The organism is Thermocatellispora tengchongensis (genome assembly GCF_014202315.1).
Classification (GTDB): Bacteria; Actinomycetota; Actinomycetes; order Streptosporangiales; family Streptosporangiaceae; genus Thermocatellispora; species Thermocatellispora tengchongensis.
The window spans coordinates 494,907-510,610 of the sequence record NZ_JACHGN010000004.1; the positions used below are offsets into that span (position 1 = coordinate 494,907).

Sequence of the window (15,704 nt, forward strand, 5' to 3'; positions counted from 1 at the left end):
TCACTCCGCCCGCAGCCGCAGGCCCTGCATGCCGCCGTCCACGGCGAGCGCGGTGCCCGTGGTGGCGGAGGCGAGCGGGCCGGCCAGGTAGGCGATGGCGGCGGCGACCTCCTCGGCGGTGACCAGGCGGCCCATCGGCTGGCGCCGGTTCAGCGCCGCGCGCTCGGCCTCCGGGTCCTCGGCGGCGTCGAGCAGCCGCCCCACCCAGGGCGTGTCGGCGGTGCCCGGGTTGACGCAGTTGACCCGGATGCCCTCGCGTACGTGGTCGGCGGCCATGGCCAGCGTGAGCGAGAGCACCGCGCCCTTGGTCGCGCTGTACAGGGCCCGCTGCGGCAGCCCGGCGGTCGCGGCGATCGAGCAGGTGTTCACGATCGCGGCGTGCCGGGAGCGGCGCAGGTGCGGCAGGGCGGCGCGCGCCACCCGCACCATGCCGAAGACGTTGACGTCGAAGACCCGCCGCCACTCCTCGTCGGGGTTGTCCTCGACGGTGCCCGCCGCGCCGATGCCGGCGTTGTTCACCAGGACGTCCAGGCCGCCGAGGGCGTCCACCGCCTCGGCGACGGCGCGGCGTACGGACTCGTCGTCGGTCACGTCCGCCTTCACGCCGGTGAACGGCTCGCCCGGGGGCGCGAGGTCCAGGCAGGCCACCGCCGCGCCGCGCTCGGCGAGCAGGGTCGCGGTGGCCAGCCCGATGCCGGACCCACCCCCGGTGACCAGGGCTTTGAGCCCGGCGAAGTCCTTGATGTCGGTCACGTGGTCCTCCAGGTGTACTGGGCGATCGACTCCGGGCGCATGGCGGCGCTGAAGCCGGGGGCGCCGGGGGCGGCGTACGCGCCGTTCTTGATCACGACCGGGTCGACGAAGTGCTCGTGCAGGTGCTCGACGTACTCGATCATCCGGTTCTCGGTGGAGCCGCTCACCGCGACGAAGTCGAACATCGCCAGGTGCTGCACCAGCTCGCACAGCCCCACCCCGCCCGCGTGCGGGCACACGGGAACGCCGTGCTTCGCCGCGAGCAGCAGGATGGCCAGGTTCTCGTTGACGCCGCCGACGCGGGCGGCGTCGAGCTGGAGCACTCCGAGCGCGCCGGCCCGGAGCATCTGCTTGAAGATCACCCGGTTCTGCACGTGCTCGCCGGTGGCGACCCGGATCGGCGCGATGGCGCGGGCGATCTCGGCGTGGCCGAGCACGTCGTCGGGGCTGGTCGGCTCCTCCACCCACCACGGGTCGAACTCGGCCAGCTCGCGCACCCAGGCGATGGCGGCGCCGACGTCCCAGCGCTGGTTGGCGTCGATCGCGATGGGAAACCCCGGGCCGCACACCTCGCGGGCGATCCGCAGCCTGCGCCGGTCGTCTCCCAGATCGGCCCCCACCTTCAGCTTGATCATCGGGAAGCCGTCGGCCAGCGCCTGCGCGCACAGGCGGCGCAGCTTGTCATCGGAGTAGCCGAGCCAGCCCGGGGAGGTGGCGTACGCCGGGTAGCCGTGCCGCCGGAGGCGTTCGATCCGGTCCGCGCGGCCCGGCTCGGCCGCGCGCAGGATGTCCAGGGCGTCCTGGCGGGTCAGCGCGTCGGACAGGTAGCGCAGGTCGAGCAGCTCCACGAGCTGTTCCGGGGACATCTCCGCCAGCAGCAGCCACAGCGGCAGCCCCGCCCGCCTGGCCTTCAGGTCCCACAGGGCGTTGACGACCGCGCCGACGGCCATGTGCATGACGCCCTTCTCCGGCCCGAGCCAGCGAAGCTGCGAGTCGCCGATCATCTCCCGGTAGCGGGCGCCCATGTCCTCGGCGTCGCGCCCGAGCACGTACGGCTCCAGCGCCCGGATCGCGGCGGTCTGCACGTCGTTGCCGCGTCCGATGGTGAAGGCGAACCCGTGCCCCTCGGCACCGTCGTCGGTGCGCAGCACCACGTAGGAGGCGGAGTAGTCGGGGTCGGGGTTCATCGCGTCGGACCCGGCGCGCTCCCGCGAGGTGGGGAAGCGGATGTCATGGGTCTCCATCGCGACGATCCGGTAGGGCACCGCGGCCACCTCCGGCAGCATACATCGGATGATATGTCGCGATAGTGATCGATATAGCGGCTCCTGTCAAGATGCGACATGCTGATTCGGCCGTAGCGGACACTTCAGAGATCGGATGTCCTCGCTTCACCACCCCTCCACCCGGGGCGGCCTTATACGATCATGAACGTCAGGGGGCGGCGACACGACCGCCTTGACGTAAGCTCGGACAAGTAATAGAACACGTTCTAGATACGCCACAACCAAACGCTCGCTCAAATACATGGTCCATATCCCGGCGGAGGTATCCCGATCATGAATCCTTCGGACATCGACCTCGTCGACCAGGATCGGTACGCCACCGCCGGCGCCCCGCACGAGCAGTTCACGTGGCTGCGCGCGAACGCGCCGGTGTTCCGGCACAAGGGCGACGACGAGCGCGGCTGGCCCGGCTTCTGGGCGGTGACCCGGCACGAGGACGTCGTGCACGTGTCGCGGAACTCCGACCTGTTCTCCTCCGCCCGCCGGCTCGCGCTGTTCAACGAGATGCCCGAGGAACAGCGCGCGCTCCAGCGGATGATGATGCTCAACCAGGACCCGCCGGAGCACACCCGCCGCCGCTCCCTGGTCAACCGGGGCTTCACCCCGCGCGCGATCGGCGCGCTGGAGCAGCACATCCGCGAGATCTGCGAGAGCCTGCTGGACGAGGCCGCCGCCCTGCCCGAAGTGGACTTCGTCCGCGACATCGCCGCGCCCCTCCCCCTGTACGTGATCTGCGAACTGCTGGGCGCGCCGGTCGAGGACCGCGACAAGATCTTCGCCTGGTCCAACCGCATGATCGGCTCGGAGGACCCCGACTTCGCCACGAGCCCCGAGGAGGGCCAGGCGGCGGCGATGGAGGTCTACGCGTACGCCAACCAGCTCGCCGCCCTACGCCGCGAGAACCCGCGCGACGACATCGTCACCAAGCTCCTCCAGCCCGACGACAACGGCGAGACGCTGAGCGAGGACGAGTTCGACCTGTTCGTGCTGCTCCTGGTGGTGGCGGGCAACGAGACCACCCGCAACGCGGCCTCCGGCGGCATGCTCGCCCTGTTCGAGCACCCCGAGCAGTGGCGCCTGCTGACCGAGGACCCCTCACGCGCCCGCACCGCCGCGGACGAGATCGTCCGCTGGGTCTCCCCGGTCAACCTCTTCCGCCGCACCGCCACCGCCGACACCGTCCTGGGCGGCCAGAAGGTCAGCGAGGGCGACAAGGTCGTGGTCTTCTACTCCTCCGCCAACCGCGACGAGTCCGTCTTCACCGACCCCTTCACCTTCGACATCACCCGCGACCCCAACCCGCACATCGGCTTCGGCGGCGGCGGCGCCCACTTCTGCCTCGGCAACCACCTCGCCAAGCTGGAACTCCGCGTCCTGTTCGAAACCCTGGCCCGCCGCTTCCCCGGCCTCCGCCAGACCGGCGAGGCCCGCCGCCTGCGCTCCAACTTCATCAACGGCATCAAGGACCTCCCGGTCGCCCTCTCCTGACGGCCCGCCCCCTTTCCCGGCCCCTCCCCAACGGAGGGGCCGTTGCCATTTCCCGCCTCCGGACGGGAAACACCGGCCCAGCGAGCGAGCCCGCCCGCCCCGGCGCACCCCCGGCACGCACACGCCCGCAGGTATGCACTCCGTACGCAGCACACGCTCCGTACGCACGCATGCGCCCCGCACCCACGCATCCCCCCGACATACGTAGGCGCGTAAAGAATCGCGCGACCGGAGACCGCCACAGACCCCACGAATACTACTTGACGACCGAGAGCAAGTACTTGCTATTGTCCGTCAAGTGAGTACGAGCGAGCATGTCGCCTTGGCCCGTGAGCTGTTCACCTTGATCGAGCGGCGGATCGTCGATCCGCTGGAGATCCTGTTCGGCTCGGACGAGCAGGTGGGCCCGGTCAGGGAGCGACTGCGGATCGAGGCCGAGGTGTGGGCCGCGCAGTTGCTGGGACGCGACGACAGGCTCGCGGTGCGCACGGCAGCGCGGTTGATCGCGGCGGTCTTCCCCGGGGACGGCCCGTTCGATCCTCCCGACGAGTGGTGGCGCACCGCCTTCGGCAGGGCGGTGGCCAGACGCGCGGGCCACCCGGGCAAGGACGCGGTGTCGTTCGCCACGGCGGGGGCGATGCTCGGCATCACCCGGCAGGGAGTTCACGACCTCGTCAAACGCGCGAAGCTCGACCGGCATCCCGACGGCGGGGTGACCACGGAGTCGATACGCGAACGGCTGAATCAACCTCAGGAGCGTTATGCCGCACGACATGACCATCGCTGACCACGAGATCCCCCTCGCGGTACGGGACTACGGCGGGGACGGCGAACCCGTGCTCCTCCTCCACGGACTGGGCGGCACCCTGGAGGCATGGGACGCCCTGGAGCTCGAAGGCCACCGCGCCGTGGCCATGGACCTGCGGGGCCACGGCCTGTCGGGCGACGGGCCGTGGGAATGGGACCGGGTCCTGGACGACATCGAGGCCGTGGTGCGGCATCTCGGCCTCGGCGTCCCGGCCGTCGCCGGGCACTCGCTCGGCGGAATGCTCGCCGTGCTGTGGGCCCGGCGCCACCCGGAATGCCCGGCCATCGTCAACCTCGACGGGTTGCGCTCGGCCGAGAACGACCCGGACAACTATCCCGGGATGGACCCGGCCGCACGGGACCAGGAGCTGGCGAAGCTCAAGGCCATGTTCGACGCCCAGGCCGCGAGCATGGGCCGGCCACTCCCCGCCGAGCTTCAGGCGATGTTCCCCAAGCGGGCTCTCACCGAGAAGGACGGCGAAACGTACGCGCGGCCGGACGCGGAACTCCTCCAAGCCGTGCGCTACACACCGGAGTTCCGCGACACGATCCCGCTGCTGCGTCAGGTCACCTGTGCCGCACTGGTCGTGATCCCGACCCAGGACCCGCCGGGGATGTCGGGCGGGGAGCTGATGGAGGCGTTCCGGAGAGGCGTACGCCGCGACCTGGCCGGCATGCCGGCCAACGTCCAGGTCGAGGAGCTGGACGCCAGCCACAACATGCTCGCCGAGCAGCCGAAGGCGGTCGCCGCGCTCGTCACCGGCTTCCTCGCCGCGAACCGTCCGGGCACCGCGCCGTCGGCGTGAACCCGCGCGCTTCCGGAAAGACCACCGCCCCCGGATCGGTCACGACCCCGCGGTGAAGGTGGCGGCGTGCTCGCGCACCCACTGCGCGAACGTCCGCGGCGGCCTGCCCGTGACCTCCTCGACCGTCGGCTGCACGGTGTAGCCGACGGCCGGCGGGTTCGTACTGATCATCAGGAACCAGTCGATGGTCTCGTCGTCGTAGCCGCTCTCCCGCCACAGGGCGACGCGCTCGTCCTGGGAGAGCTCGATGTACTTGATCTCACGGCCCAGCACCTCGCCGATGATCCGCACCTTGTCGGGCACGGTCAGCGCCTGCGGCCCGGTCAGGAAGTACTCCTTGCCCGCGTGGCCGTCGGAGGTCAGCGCGACGGCGGCCACACCGGCGATGTCGGCCTCGTGCACCATGGCGCTCCTGGACTCGGGGAACGCCTCGCGTACGACGCCCTCCTCCCGGATGGACGGGGCCCACTCCAGGGCGTTGGACATGAACTCCACCGGCGACAGGTACGTCCACTCCAGCCCACCGGCCTCGACGGCCCGCTCCAGCGGCCCCTTCTCGATGTCGCCCCGGAGCACCGTCACCTTGCGCACCCCCGCCTGCTCGGCCAGGCGCACAATCTCTTCGGCGTGGGCCAGAGGCGCGTAGTCGTCCCCGGCGAAGCAGATCAGGTGAGCGGCGGTGACGTTCTCGAACGCCGCGGCCAGCCCGGCCGGCTCGGCCAGATCGCCGGCGACGACCTCCACACCCTCGGGCAGATCCGCCTTGGCGGGGTTGCGAGTAAGGGCACGCACCTCGTGCCCGCCGGCATGAAGCTGCTCGACAAGAGCACGGCCGACTGTGCCGGTGGCACCGGTCACGAGAACGGGCATAGGGATCTCCTTCGGTTCGGGACTCTGTCAGCGAGGCCCCACGCTAGGCACGAACGCGGCCACCCCCGGGCCGCGATTCACCACGCTTCATCGCAATCCCCCGAACCCGAAACCCGAAGTCCCCCGAAGCCGAATACGGGAAGCCCCGCAGACCCCCCGCCGCACGTCCCCCACCCGCCGTACGCCGCCCGCCGAATCCGCAAAGTCACCGCTTGTTACGAAACCACGGGCCTTCGTTCAGCCAGATGACCCCGGCGAAGATCAGCCCCATGACACCGGCGATGATCACACCGGTCGCGATCTGAAGGTTCACGGGACGCAGCACAATGCCGACCACCAGCAGCAGCGCACCCAAACTCAAGGACCAGATGAGAATCCTCTTGTCGAGGCCCGTCACGTTCACTCCAATCGCCCAGCCGTGACGGGTCTCACCCTAGTGGTGATCGCCTCACACCGGCCGAACCCAGGCACACACGGGCAGCCAAGGCAGCCCGGCACCGGCACGGCGGGTACTGGCACGGGCTGCACGGCACGCAAGGGGGCGGGCGGACTGCGCGGCCGGGCTCACTGCGCTCGGCGCGGTCCAGCCCGGCATGCGGGGCGACCCAGCTCGCTCTGGCGTGGCCCGGCGCGGCACGGCCGACATGGCCCAGCTCGCCGCAGCCCGGCTCAACACGGCCCGCCTGGCTCCACACGGCGCGGCCTGCCTCGGCCGCCGGGCCCTGCATAGCGCGGCATAGCCCGGCACGCGGCCCGGTTTGCCGTGACATGTCCTGTCTCGGCCCGGTTTGGCACGGCACCGCCCTGCCGAGGGCGCGGCACCGCCCGCTCGGCACGACCAGCACGCGCGGGTACAGGCGGCACCGCCCGGCGGGCACCGGCACGGGGTAAGAGGACCGGGGGGTACCCCGGACACGGGCGAACACAGCGGGCACGGGCCGGCCCGCCAGCACGGCGGGCCACGGCAAGCACGGCGGGGCACGGCAAGCACAGCCGGGCACTGCCGCACGGTCCGGCATGCATACGGCGTACACGGGAGGGCGCGGCGGCCGATCGGTGCGGGCACTGCTTGAGGACTGTCGGTCGCTCCGGCTTCACGAGCTTCCCCGCCCTGACTGGGCACCGACTGTCGCCCATCGCGGCCCGGCGCGGCGGCTCCGCGAGGGACGCGGCGCTGCGCGGCCGGGCTCACTGCGCTCGGCGCGGTCCAGCGCGGCAGGCGGGGCCGACCCGGCTCGCCATGGCGCGGGGCGGCGGGGCGGGGCGCGGCCGACACGGCCCGCCTCACCACAGCCCAGCTCGGCACGGTCCGCCCTGCCTCGGCCGCCGGGCCCTGCATAGCGCGGCATAGCCCGGCACGGCATAGCCCAGCACGGCACGGGCATAGCCCGGCACGCGCCCCGGTTTGCCGTGACATGGCCTGCCTCGGCCCGGTTTGGCGCGGACCGCCCGCCGAGGGCGCGGCACCGCCCGCTCGGCACGACCCAGCACGTGCGGGCACAGGCGGACACAGCCCGCGCGGCACTACCAGCACGCGCGGGCACAGGCGGGCACCGCTCGGCGGGCACTGGCACGGGCGAATATGGGAAGACCCATACGTACACCCCGACACGGCCGGCACCGGAGGGCACCCGGACACGGGCCGACCCCGCCGTGCACGGATGGACACCGGCACGCGCGAACGCCGGAGGACCGGGCGCACCCCCGGACACGGGAGGGCACGGGCGGCGACGCGGGCATGGAAGGCACGGACGACATGTGGACGCGGCGGGGGCGGCCGGGTGCGGGAGGGGCCCTGCGCCGGGATTGCGATCGGGGGGCGGTTCCGTGCCGCCCGGTCTATCGGAGGGTCGCCTTGCCTATGACGCAGGGGGAGTTGGGCCTGGTGCGGCCGTTGATGAGGAAATCGAAGTGGCGGGCTCGGATGATGGTGAAGCCCGCCTTGGTGATGGACTGCTCGGTGTCGCGGGCGAGGTGACAGCCTGCTCCCTGCAATGGCCAGATCAGGTCGAGGGCGCGCTGCATCCGGGCGAAAGCCGGGCGCGATGAGCGGATGTGTTCGTAGAAGTACAGGTGACCTCCGGGGCGCAGTACGCGGGCCGCTTCGGCCAGGGAGCGGGGGACGTCGCGGACCGAGCAGAGCACCTGGGAGGCCACGACGGCGTCGACCGAGTCGTCGGGGAGCGGCAGGTGCTCGGCGAGGCCCTCGCGTACCCGGACGGGGATGGGGGCGTGCGTGGCGGCGTCTTCGGCCAGGGCTCGCAGCCGGGGCTCGGGCTCGATGGCGATGACCTCGTGCACGGTGGGCGGGTAGTGACGGAAGTTGGCGCCGTGCCCGGCCCCGATCTCCAGGACGCGCCCGCTCGCCTCGGCGAGGAGTTCTCGCCGATGTTCGAGCGCTCCATGGGCGTCTTCGTAGTCGCTGGCGCGCGGATAGAGCCGCGCGAACAACGGGTGCCGCACCGTCATCGTGGTGCCTTTCTTTCTACTTCATCCCGATGACATCCTTCCGGGTGACGGGGGCCGGCGCGAAGGTCAGAACGGCCACAGGGGGCGGTAGCCGGGTCTTCGGGCGGCGCGGATGTGGGCCTGCACGGTGACCAGGTGGTCTGGGGGCGGGCGCCAGCCTCGGGCGAGGAGGGCGTCGGCCATGTGGCGCAGGTAGGCGGCGACGCGGTACGGGATGACGTCGTGGGCGACCGGGATGATCCGCCAGCCCTGTTCGCGGAGGACCGCGCGCCGCTCGTCGTCGCGTTCGCGGTCGCTCGCGGACGAGTGGTGTTCGCGGCCGTCGTACTCGGTGGCCAACTGGTACTCCTCCCAGGCCAGGTCGAGGTAGCAGATGCGGCCGGCCCCGAGCGGGACGCGCATCTGGGTGCTGGGACGCGGCAGGCCCGCGCCGATCAGGCAGAGGCGGAGCCAGGTCTCTCTGGGCGACGCGGCCCCGGGGTCGGCCAGTCGCAGCGCCTCGCGGGCGCGGCGGGCGTGCCGGGCCGACGGCAGCGCGGCCACGCGGGCCTTCAGGTCGCGCCGCCGTACGCCGTGACCGCGCAGGAACTGGTCCAGCGCGATCACGGCCTCGACCCGGTCCAGGCGCACGGCGCAGTCGAGCGCCGTGCGCTCCGGCGTCGTGACGCGCACGCCCCGGCACGTGGTCACATCCTCGGCCGGGATGGGCTCCTCACGCACCACCCAGCCGGGAACGTGGGTGCGTGCGGATGGAGTGAGCACGCCCAGCTCCAGGGCGGGGGTGCCGCCCACGCTCGTGCTCACCCCGTGCACGTACGCGGCGGTGGCTCCGCACGCCACCGCCCACGGCTCGCGGGCGGTGATCGCACGCGCCTGTGCGAGCAGCGAATCACCGCCGCCGGTCGCGGCCTCGGCTCCGTTCATGGGGCAAGGATGACCGGGTGGGAGGGGGTGAGGCGGGGCCGAATGGCGTTCTGTGGACAGCGGCAGGTGGGCGGGCCGGGACGCCTCCGCGCTGTGGACGAGCGCGGCGCGGATTCACCGCAAGACCCGGTACCACAGGTTCGCCGCCTGCGGGGCCTCGCTCATGTGGAGGCGTTCGAGGCGGATGTCCGTTCCGCCCGGGTGGCTGAACAGGCGTACGCCGTCGCCGAGCAGCACCGGTGCGATGAGCACGAGGATCTCGTCGAGCACGCCCGCGGCGAGGCACTGGCGGGCGATGTCGGCGCCCAGGACGTTGACGTACTTCTCCCCGGCGGCGGCCTTGGCCTGCTTGACGGCGGTGTCGAGGTCGCCGGCGAAGGTGACGCCGGGCACCGGCTCGGCGGGGGCGTGGTGGGTGAGCACGAACTGGGGGCCGGACCAGCCGCCGCCGAACGCCTCGCCCTCATGCTCCGTCCCCTTGTACGGGTCGTCGCCGCGGAAGGTGCGGTTGCCGGCGAGGATCGAGCCGACGCGCGTGATGAGGTCGTCCACCAGGGGGTTGGGCCCGAGGTGCGGGGTGAGCCAGGACATGTCGCCGCCGGGGCCGGCGATGAAGCCGTCCAGTGACATGGTGACCGAGTACAGGAGCTTGGCCATCGTGATCCGCCTTTCCGTCTTTCCGTCGCATTCAGGGGTTTGGTGGTTGAGACGGCGGATCGGGGCGGGAGTCATCGGTGGGAGCCTCTCGGGACCCTTGGCGTCCCGGGGAAGGGCGGGTGTCCTGGGGGAGGGCTGCTGTCCTGCGGGATGGCGGCGGTCCTGCGTGACGCCGGCTGTGTCCTGGCGATATTCGGGCGACGGTCAGTTGGGGGGTGTGGCTGGGAGGGCGAAGGCGGGGAACAGGGCGGGGGTGTGGAAGGCGGTCATCTCCGCGATGCGGCCGTCCTCCACGCGCAGGACCGAGATCGCGGCGGGGGCGTACGCGGTCTCGCCGGGGCCGCGGAGGTAGACGCCGGCGGCGGGGTGGCCGTTGGCGCGGGTGGGCAGCAGGCGGAACCGGCCGGTGTAGTGCGGTGAGGCGGGGTCCCAGCTCGTCGTGAGGGTGGCCATGACGGCCTCGCGGCCCCGGTACCACATCGGGAACGGCGGCATCGCGGCGCGGACGTCTTCGGCCAGCAGGGCCGCGACGGCGGCGAGGTCGGCGCGTTCGACGGCGGCCATGTAGCGGCGCAGCACGGCGCGCTCCCCGTGCGACGGCTCGGCCGCGGGCGCCCAGTCCGTACGCCGCTCGGGCAGGTGCTCGCGCATCGTCGCCCGCGCCCGTTGCAGGGCGCTGTTCACCGACGCGACGCTCGCGTCCAGCAGCGCGGCGGTCTCCCTGGCCGGCCAGCCGAGCACGTCGCGCAGGATGAGCACCGCCCGCTGCCGGGGCGGCAGGTGCTGGATCGCGGCCAGGAACGCCAGCTCGATCGTCTCCCGGGCCTCGGCCGCGGTCTCCGGCTGGTCCAGCAGATGGTCCGGGAACGGCTGCAACCAGGGGATGTCGGTGCGCGGCGGCAGATCGGCGTCCGGGTCGTACGGGCCGGAGAGGTCCTGCGGGAGCACCCGGCGCGCCCGGCCGTCCAGGACGTCCAGGCAGGCGTTCGTGGCGATCCGGTACAGCCAGGCGCGAACCGTCGAGCGTCCCTCGAAGCCCGGCAGGTTCTTCCAGGCGCGCAGGAACGTCTCCTGCACCAGGTCCTCCGCCTCGTCGTAGGAGCCGAGCATGCGGTAGCAGTGCACCCGCAGTTCCCCGCGGTGCCGCTCGAACAGTTCCGCGAAGGCGGCCTCGTCTCGCACGGCGGTCAGGGCCAGCTCGTCGCCTGGGCCGGGTCGGGGCCCGCGGCCAGCAGGCGGGTGTCGGCCTCGACCATCATGGCGACCAGTTCCTCGAAGCTGACGCCGGGGTCCCAGCCGAGGTTCGCGCGGGCCTTCTTGGGGTCGGCGCACAGCAGGTCCACCTCGGCGGGGCGGTGCAGGGACTGGTCGGCCACCACGTAGTCCTCCCAGTTCAGGCCGGCGGCGGTGAAGGCGGCCTCGACCAGCTCGCGTACGGAGTGGGTGCGGCCGGTGCCGATGACGTAGTCCTCGGGCGCGTCGGCCTGGAGCATGAGGTGCATCGCGCGTACGTAGTCGCCGGCGTAGCCCCAGTCGCGGCGGGCCTCCAGGTTGCCGAGCCGCAGCTCGCCTGCCAGGCCGAGCCTGATCCGGGCCACGCCGAGGCTGACCTTGCGGGTGACGAACTCGGCGCCGCGCCTGGGGCTCTCGTGGTTGAACAGGATGCCGGAGACGGCGAACATGCCGTACGACTCGCGGTAGTTCTGGGTCAGGAAGTGGCCGTACGCCTTCGCCACGCCGTACGGCGACCTGGGGTGGAAGGGGGTGCGCTCGTTCTGCGGGGTCTCGCGGACCTGGCCGAACATCTCCGAGGAGGACGCCTGGTAGAAGCGGATCTGGCCCGACCGGTCGGCGGTGCGGGAGCTGGAGATGCCGCTGCACACGCGGATGGCCTCCAGCATGCGCAGCACGCCCATGCCGGTGACCTCGGCGGTCAGCTCGGCCTGCTCCCAGGACATGGGGACGAAGGAGATCGCGCCCAGGTTGTAGACCTCGTCGGGGTGCACCTTCTCCACCGCGGAGATCAGCGAGCCCTGGTCCAGCAGGTCGCCGCGGACCAGCCGCACATCGCGGAGCAGCTCGCGGACGTTGGAGACCCGGGGGTTGGCCTGACCGCGGACCAGGCCCCAGACCTCGTACCCCTGGGCGAGCAGGTGCTCTGCCAGGTAGGACCCGTCCTGTCCGGTGATGCCGGTGATCAGCGCACGCCTGGCCAACGGTCCTCCACACGCTCGTACGCACACGGTTCGGGCGCCGGTGGACGCACGACCCGTTGCGGGACATTTAGCGCGAATGTACAGCCTGACCCCGTCGCGATCACCGTCTCGGCCCCCGTCCAGCTAGAACTCGTTCCACCGAATCACGCTCGGTCGGGCTAACTGCCCAGTTCGCACAGTGTGATGGTGATGCGAGGCACAATTCCACATCAGCCCCCACGGACCTACCGAATGGTAAGGTTCCGGACTAAGGTCATCTTTCACGGTACAAGCCCCACTCGGGCGGCTACCGGTCGCCATCGGCGAGAACGAAAGGGGTTACCGTGGCAGGTGCGGAGTCGCTGCGGGTCGCGCTGCTCTCCTACCGCAGCAAGCCCACCTGCGGGGGGCAAGGGGTCTACCTCCGCCATCTGAGCCGGGAGCTCGTCGGGCTGGGCCACTCCGTGGAGGTGTTCTCCGGCCAGCCCTACCCGGAGCTGGACGAGGGCGTGAAGCTGACCAAGGTGCCCAGCCTGGACCTCTACCGCGACGAGGACCCGTTCCGCACCCCCGGCCTGCGCGAGTTCCGCGACTGGATCGACGTCCTGGAAGTCGGCACGATGTGGACCGCCGGCTTCCCCGAGCCGCTGACCTTCTCGCTGCGGGCGTACCGGGAGCTGAAGAAGCGGGTCGGCGACTTCGATGTGGTGCAGGACAACCAGACGCTCGGGTACGGCCTGCTCGGCATCCAGAAGCTGTTCCCGGTGGTCGGCACGATCCACCACCCGATCAGCGTGGACCGGCGGATCGAGCTGGAGGCGGCCGAGGGGATCAAGAAGCTGACCATGCGCCGCTGGTACGGCTTCGTGCGCATGCAGAGCCACGTCGCGCCGCGGCTCAGCCCGATCCTCACCGTCAGCGAGTCCTCCCTGGCCGACATCCACCGCGACTTCAACGTGCCGCAGGCGAACATGCGGCTGATCCCGCTGGGTGTGGACACCCGCTACTTCCACCCCCGTCCGCACCTGCCCAAGCGCAAGGGCTCGATCGTGGCCGTGGCCAGCGCCGACTCCCCGATGAAGGGCGTGGCCACGCTGCTGCGGGCGGTCGCCAAGCTGGCCACCGAGCGCGACGTGAACCTGACCGTGGTCAGCAAGCCGACGCCGGGCGGGCCCACCGAGAAGCTGGTGGGCGAGCTGAGCCTGCACGACCGGGTGCGCTTCGTGCACGGCATCTCGGACGAGGAGCTGGGCGAGCTGATCGCGACCTCGGAGATCTCGGTCGTGCCCAGCCTGTACGAGGGCTTCTCGCTGCCCGCCGTGGAGCACATGGCGTGCGGCACCCCGCTGGTCGCCAGCCGTACGGGCGCGCTGCCCGAGGTGGTCGGCGACGCGGCGGTGCAGGTCGCCCCGGGTGACGCCGAGGAGCTGGCCGCCGTGCTGCGCCGCCTGCACGACTCGCCCGAGGAGCGCGAGGCGGTGGGCCGCCGGGGCTACGACCGGGTGATGGAGCGCTTCACCTGGCGCGTCGTCGCCAAGCGCACCGCCGAGACGTACCGCGAGGCCATCGAACGCCACAAGACGCGCAAGTAACCCCCACCCACACACAGCGAGGAGCGGCGCGTGCTGACTGTCGATTTCGAACACCTGCCGGTCGGGCCGGGGAACCGGGTGCTCGACCTGGGCTGCGGCGGCGGGCGGCACGCCTTCGAGGTGTTGCGCCGCGGCGCCGACGTGGTGGCCTTCGACCAGGACGCGGCGGAGCTGGAGAACGTGGCGAACATGTTCGCGGCGATGGACAAGGCGGGCGAGGTGCCGCCGGGCGCGACGGCGGAGACGACGGTCGGCGACGCGCTGGCCATGCCGTTCGACGACGAGTCCTTCGACCGGGTGATCGCCGCGGAGGTGCTGGAGCACATCCCGGACGACATGGCCGCGATGCGGGAGATCGTACGGGTGCTCAAGCCGGGCGGGCGCGCGGCGATCACGGTCCCGAGCTTCCTGCCCGAGCGCATCTGCTGGGCGCTGGACGAGGACTACCACACCGCGCCCGGCGGGCACGTGCGCATCTACACCCTGGCCGAGCTGCGGGCCAAGCTGAAGTCGGCGGGCCTGGAGGTCGGGCCGCACCACCACGCGCACGGGCTGCACTCCCCGTACTGGTGGCTGAAGTGCGCGGTGGGGGTGAACAACGACGACCACCCGCTGGCGCAGGCGTACCACAAGCTGCTCGTGTGGGACATCATGGAGCGGCCGGCGATCACCCGGCTGGCCGAGTCCGTGCTCAACCCGCTCATCGGCAAGAGCGTGGTCGTGTACGCGCGGAAGCCCGCATGACGGCTCCGCCCGAGGTGCCCGGGGTGCTGACCCGGGAGCAGGTGGTGCAGACGGCGCGCAGCATCGCCGCCGTACAGGAGCCCGACGGCGGCGTGCCCTGGCCCGAGGGGCACGTGGACGCCTGGAACCACATCGAGTGCCTGATGGCCATGACCGTGGCCGGGCTGACCGAGCCTGCCCGGCGCGGGTACGAGTGGCTGGCGCGGCACCAGCGCGCCGACGGGTCCTGGCCGATGAAGCTGGCCGGCGGCCGGCCGGTTGAGACCGCGGGCGAGAGCAACCACGCGGCCTACATCGCGGTGGGGGTCTGGCACGAGCTGCTGGTCACCGGGGACGAGGCGTTCGCCCGCGCCATGTGGCCGGTCGTGCGGCGGGCGCTGGACTTCGTGGTGGACCTGCAGACGCCGCGCGGGGAGATCCTGTGGGAGCGTGACGCGGACGGGACGCCGGCGGAGTACGCGCTGCTCACCGGCTGCTCCTCGATCCACCAGGGCCTGCGCTGCGGGGTGAGCCTGGCCGAGCACGTCGGCGACCCGCAGCCCGACTGGGAGCTGGCCGCCGACCGGCTCGGGCACGTGCTGGCCGCGCACCCGGAGGCGTTCGCCGACAAGAGCCGGTTCTCGATGGACTGGTACTACCCGGTCCTCGGCGGGGCGGTGCGCGGCGCGGCGGCGCGCGAGCGGATCGCGGCCGAGTGGGACACGTTCGTGGTGCCGGGCCTGGGCGTGCGGTGCGTGTCGGACCAGCCGTGGGTGACCGGGGCCGAGACCTGCGAGCTGGTGCTCACGCTCGACGCGCTGGGCGAGCGGGAGCGGGCGCTGGAGCTGTTCGCGGACATGCAGCACCTCCGGCACGAGGACGGCTCGTACTGGACCGGCTGGCAGTTCGTCAACCACAAGCACTTCCCGCACGAGCGCTCGTCCTACACGGCCGCCGCGGTGGTCCTGGCCGCGGACGCGCTGGCCGGCACCGGCCCGGCCGCGGGCCTGTTCCGGGACGCGCCGCCCCAGGCCGCGACCGCGGTCTCGGCCACCCCGTGCGGCTGCGACCGCGCCGCCTCGCACACCTGAAGCTTTCTTTGCGGGGTTTTGCGGGCCACGGTGGCGGCCCGCG

The 15,704-nt window shown here is 72.0% G+C and carries 15 protein-coding genes; 6 read left to right on the forward strand and 9 right to left on the reverse strand.

The window, feature by feature from the left end:
• Both HNP84_RS11600 and HNP84_RS11605 read right to left on the reverse strand, forming a co-directional pair.
• Entirely contained in the window at positions 1–753 is a 753-nt protein-coding gene (locus tag HNP84_RS11600; RefSeq protein WP_312924449.1) for an SDR family NAD(P)-dependent oxidoreductase, read from the reverse strand.
• Positions 750–2,039 carry an enolase C-terminal domain-like protein gene (locus HNP84_RS11605; RefSeq protein ID WP_185049619.1) on the reverse strand — a complete coding sequence of 430 codons (1,290 nt, stop codon included), beginning with the start codon at positions 2,037–2,039 and terminating at the stop codon, positions 750–752. The genes HNP84_RS11600 and HNP84_RS11605 overlap by 4 nt, the downstream gene beginning before the upstream one ends.
• Before the next feature lie 273 nt (positions 2,040–2,312).
• Here HNP84_RS11605 and HNP84_RS11610 point away from each other — a divergent pair, with 273 nt between their 5' ends.
• The 3 genes from HNP84_RS11610 to HNP84_RS11620 all read left to right on the forward strand — a co-directional run bounded on the left by HNP84_RS11610 (position 2,313) and on the right by HNP84_RS11620 (position 5,140).
• The gene (locus tag HNP84_RS11610; protein ID WP_185049620.1) at positions 2,313–3,527 is read left to right on the forward strand and encodes a cytochrome P450; all 1,215 of its coding nucleotides are present in this window, start codon (positions 2,313–2,315) and stop codon (positions 3,525–3,527) included.
• A gap of 298 nt (positions 3,528–3,825) precedes the next feature.
• Positions 3,826–4,314, forward strand: a complete 489-nt coding sequence (locus HNP84_RS11615; protein ID WP_185049621.1) for a hypothetical protein — start codon at positions 3,826–3,828, stop codon at positions 4,312–4,314.
• Positions 4,301–5,140: an alpha/beta fold hydrolase gene (locus HNP84_RS11620; RefSeq protein WP_221336120.1), complete on the forward strand. Its 840-nt coding sequence runs from the start codon at positions 4,301–4,303 to the stop codon at positions 5,138–5,140. The genes HNP84_RS11615 and HNP84_RS11620 overlap by 14 nt, the downstream gene beginning before the upstream one ends.
• Before the next feature lie 39 nt (positions 5,141–5,179).
• Here HNP84_RS11620 and HNP84_RS11625 read toward each other — a convergent pair whose 3' ends face one another.
• From HNP84_RS11625 to HNP84_RS52800, 7 genes are all read right to left on the reverse strand, one after another.
• Positions 5,180–6,010, reverse strand: coding sequence for an NAD(P)H-binding protein (locus HNP84_RS11625; RefSeq protein ID WP_185049623.1), 831 nt, complete (start codon positions 6,008–6,010; stop codon positions 5,180–5,182).
• A gap of 205 nt (positions 6,011–6,215) precedes the next feature.
• Entirely contained in the window at positions 6,216–6,407 is a 192-nt protein-coding gene (locus tag HNP84_RS11630) for a hypothetical protein (protein WP_185049624.1), read from the reverse strand.
• 1,442 nt (positions 6,408–7,849) lie between these two features.
• On the reverse strand, positions 7,850–8,479 hold the full coding sequence (locus HNP84_RS11635) for a class I SAM-dependent methyltransferase (protein WP_185049625.1): 630 nt from the start codon (positions 8,477–8,479) through the stop codon (positions 7,850–7,852).
• Between the two features lie 66 nt (positions 8,480–8,545).
• Positions 8,546–9,403 (reverse strand): type IV toxin-antitoxin system AbiEi family antitoxin, encoded by an 858-nt coding sequence (locus tag HNP84_RS11640; RefSeq protein ID WP_185049626.1) that lies wholly within the window; start codon positions 9,401–9,403, stop codon positions 8,546–8,548.
• Positions 9,404–9,517: 114 nt separating this feature from the next.
• Positions 9,518–10,060 (reverse strand): dihydrofolate reductase family protein, encoded by a 543-nt coding sequence (locus HNP84_RS11645; protein WP_185049627.1) that lies wholly within the window; start codon positions 10,058–10,060, stop codon positions 9,518–9,520.
• 204 nt (positions 10,061–10,264) lie between these two features.
• A complete protein-coding gene (locus HNP84_RS52795) occupies positions 10,265–11,242 on the reverse strand; it encodes a sigma-70 family RNA polymerase sigma factor (protein ID WP_312924457.1) in 978 nt (325 codons plus the stop codon).
• 5 nt (positions 11,243–11,247) lie between these two features.
• On the reverse strand, positions 11,248–12,276 hold the full coding sequence (locus HNP84_RS52800) for a GDP-mannose 4,6-dehydratase (protein WP_246518027.1): 1,029 nt from the start codon (positions 12,274–12,276) through the stop codon (positions 11,248–11,250).
• A gap of 323 nt (positions 12,277–12,599) precedes the next feature.
• Between HNP84_RS52800 and HNP84_RS11655 the strand changes: the two genes are divergently transcribed.
• From HNP84_RS11655 to HNP84_RS11665, 3 genes are read left to right on the forward strand one after another with little or no spacing between them, the layout of a single operon-like run.
• Positions 12,600–13,847 (forward strand): glycosyltransferase family 4 protein, encoded by a 1,248-nt coding sequence (locus HNP84_RS11655; protein WP_185049628.1) that lies wholly within the window; start codon positions 12,600–12,602, stop codon positions 13,845–13,847.
• 30 nt (positions 13,848–13,877) lie between these two features.
• Positions 13,878–14,591, forward strand: coding sequence for a class I SAM-dependent methyltransferase (locus HNP84_RS11660; RefSeq protein ID WP_185049629.1), 714 nt, complete (start codon positions 13,878–13,880; stop codon positions 14,589–14,591).
• Positions 14,588–15,661, forward strand: a complete 1,074-nt coding sequence (locus HNP84_RS11665; RefSeq protein WP_246518028.1) for a prenyltransferase — start codon at positions 14,588–14,590, stop codon at positions 15,659–15,661. The genes HNP84_RS11660 and HNP84_RS11665 overlap by 4 nt, the downstream gene beginning before the upstream one ends.
• Positions 15,662–15,704: the final 43 nt, after the last annotated feature.

Excerpts from the sequence above, each read along its gene's own strand:
- HNP84_RS11620 (WP_221336120.1), top strand. The coding sequence starts at position 4,301 with ATGACCATCGCTGACCACGAGATCCCCCTCGCGGTACGGGACTACGGC.
- HNP84_RS11640 (WP_185049626.1), bottom strand. The coding sequence starts at position 9,403 with ATGAACGGAGCCGAGGCCGCGACCGGCGGCGGTGATTCGCTGCTCGCA.
- HNP84_RS11625 (WP_185049623.1), bottom strand. The coding sequence starts at position 6,010 with ATGCCCGTTCTCGTGACCGGTGCCACCGGCACAGTCGGCCGTGCTCTT.
- HNP84_RS11605 (WP_185049619.1), bottom strand. The coding sequence starts at position 2,039 with ATGCTGCCGGAGGTGGCCGCGGTGCCCTACCGGATCGTCGCGATGGAG.
- HNP84_RS11610 (WP_185049620.1), top strand. The coding sequence starts at position 2,313 with ATGAATCCTTCGGACATCGACCTCGTCGACCAGGATCGGTACGCCACC.
- HNP84_RS11635 (WP_185049625.1), bottom strand. The coding sequence starts at position 8,479 with ATGACGGTGCGGCACCCGTTGTTCGCGCGGCTCTATCCGCGCGCCAGC.
- HNP84_RS11645 (WP_185049627.1), bottom strand. The coding sequence starts at position 10,060 with ATGGCCAAGCTCCTGTACTCGGTCACCATGTCACTGGACGGCTTCATC.
- HNP84_RS11665 (WP_246518028.1), top strand. The coding sequence starts at position 14,588 with ATGACGGCTCCGCCCGAGGTGCCCGGGGTGCTGACCCGGGAGCAGGTG.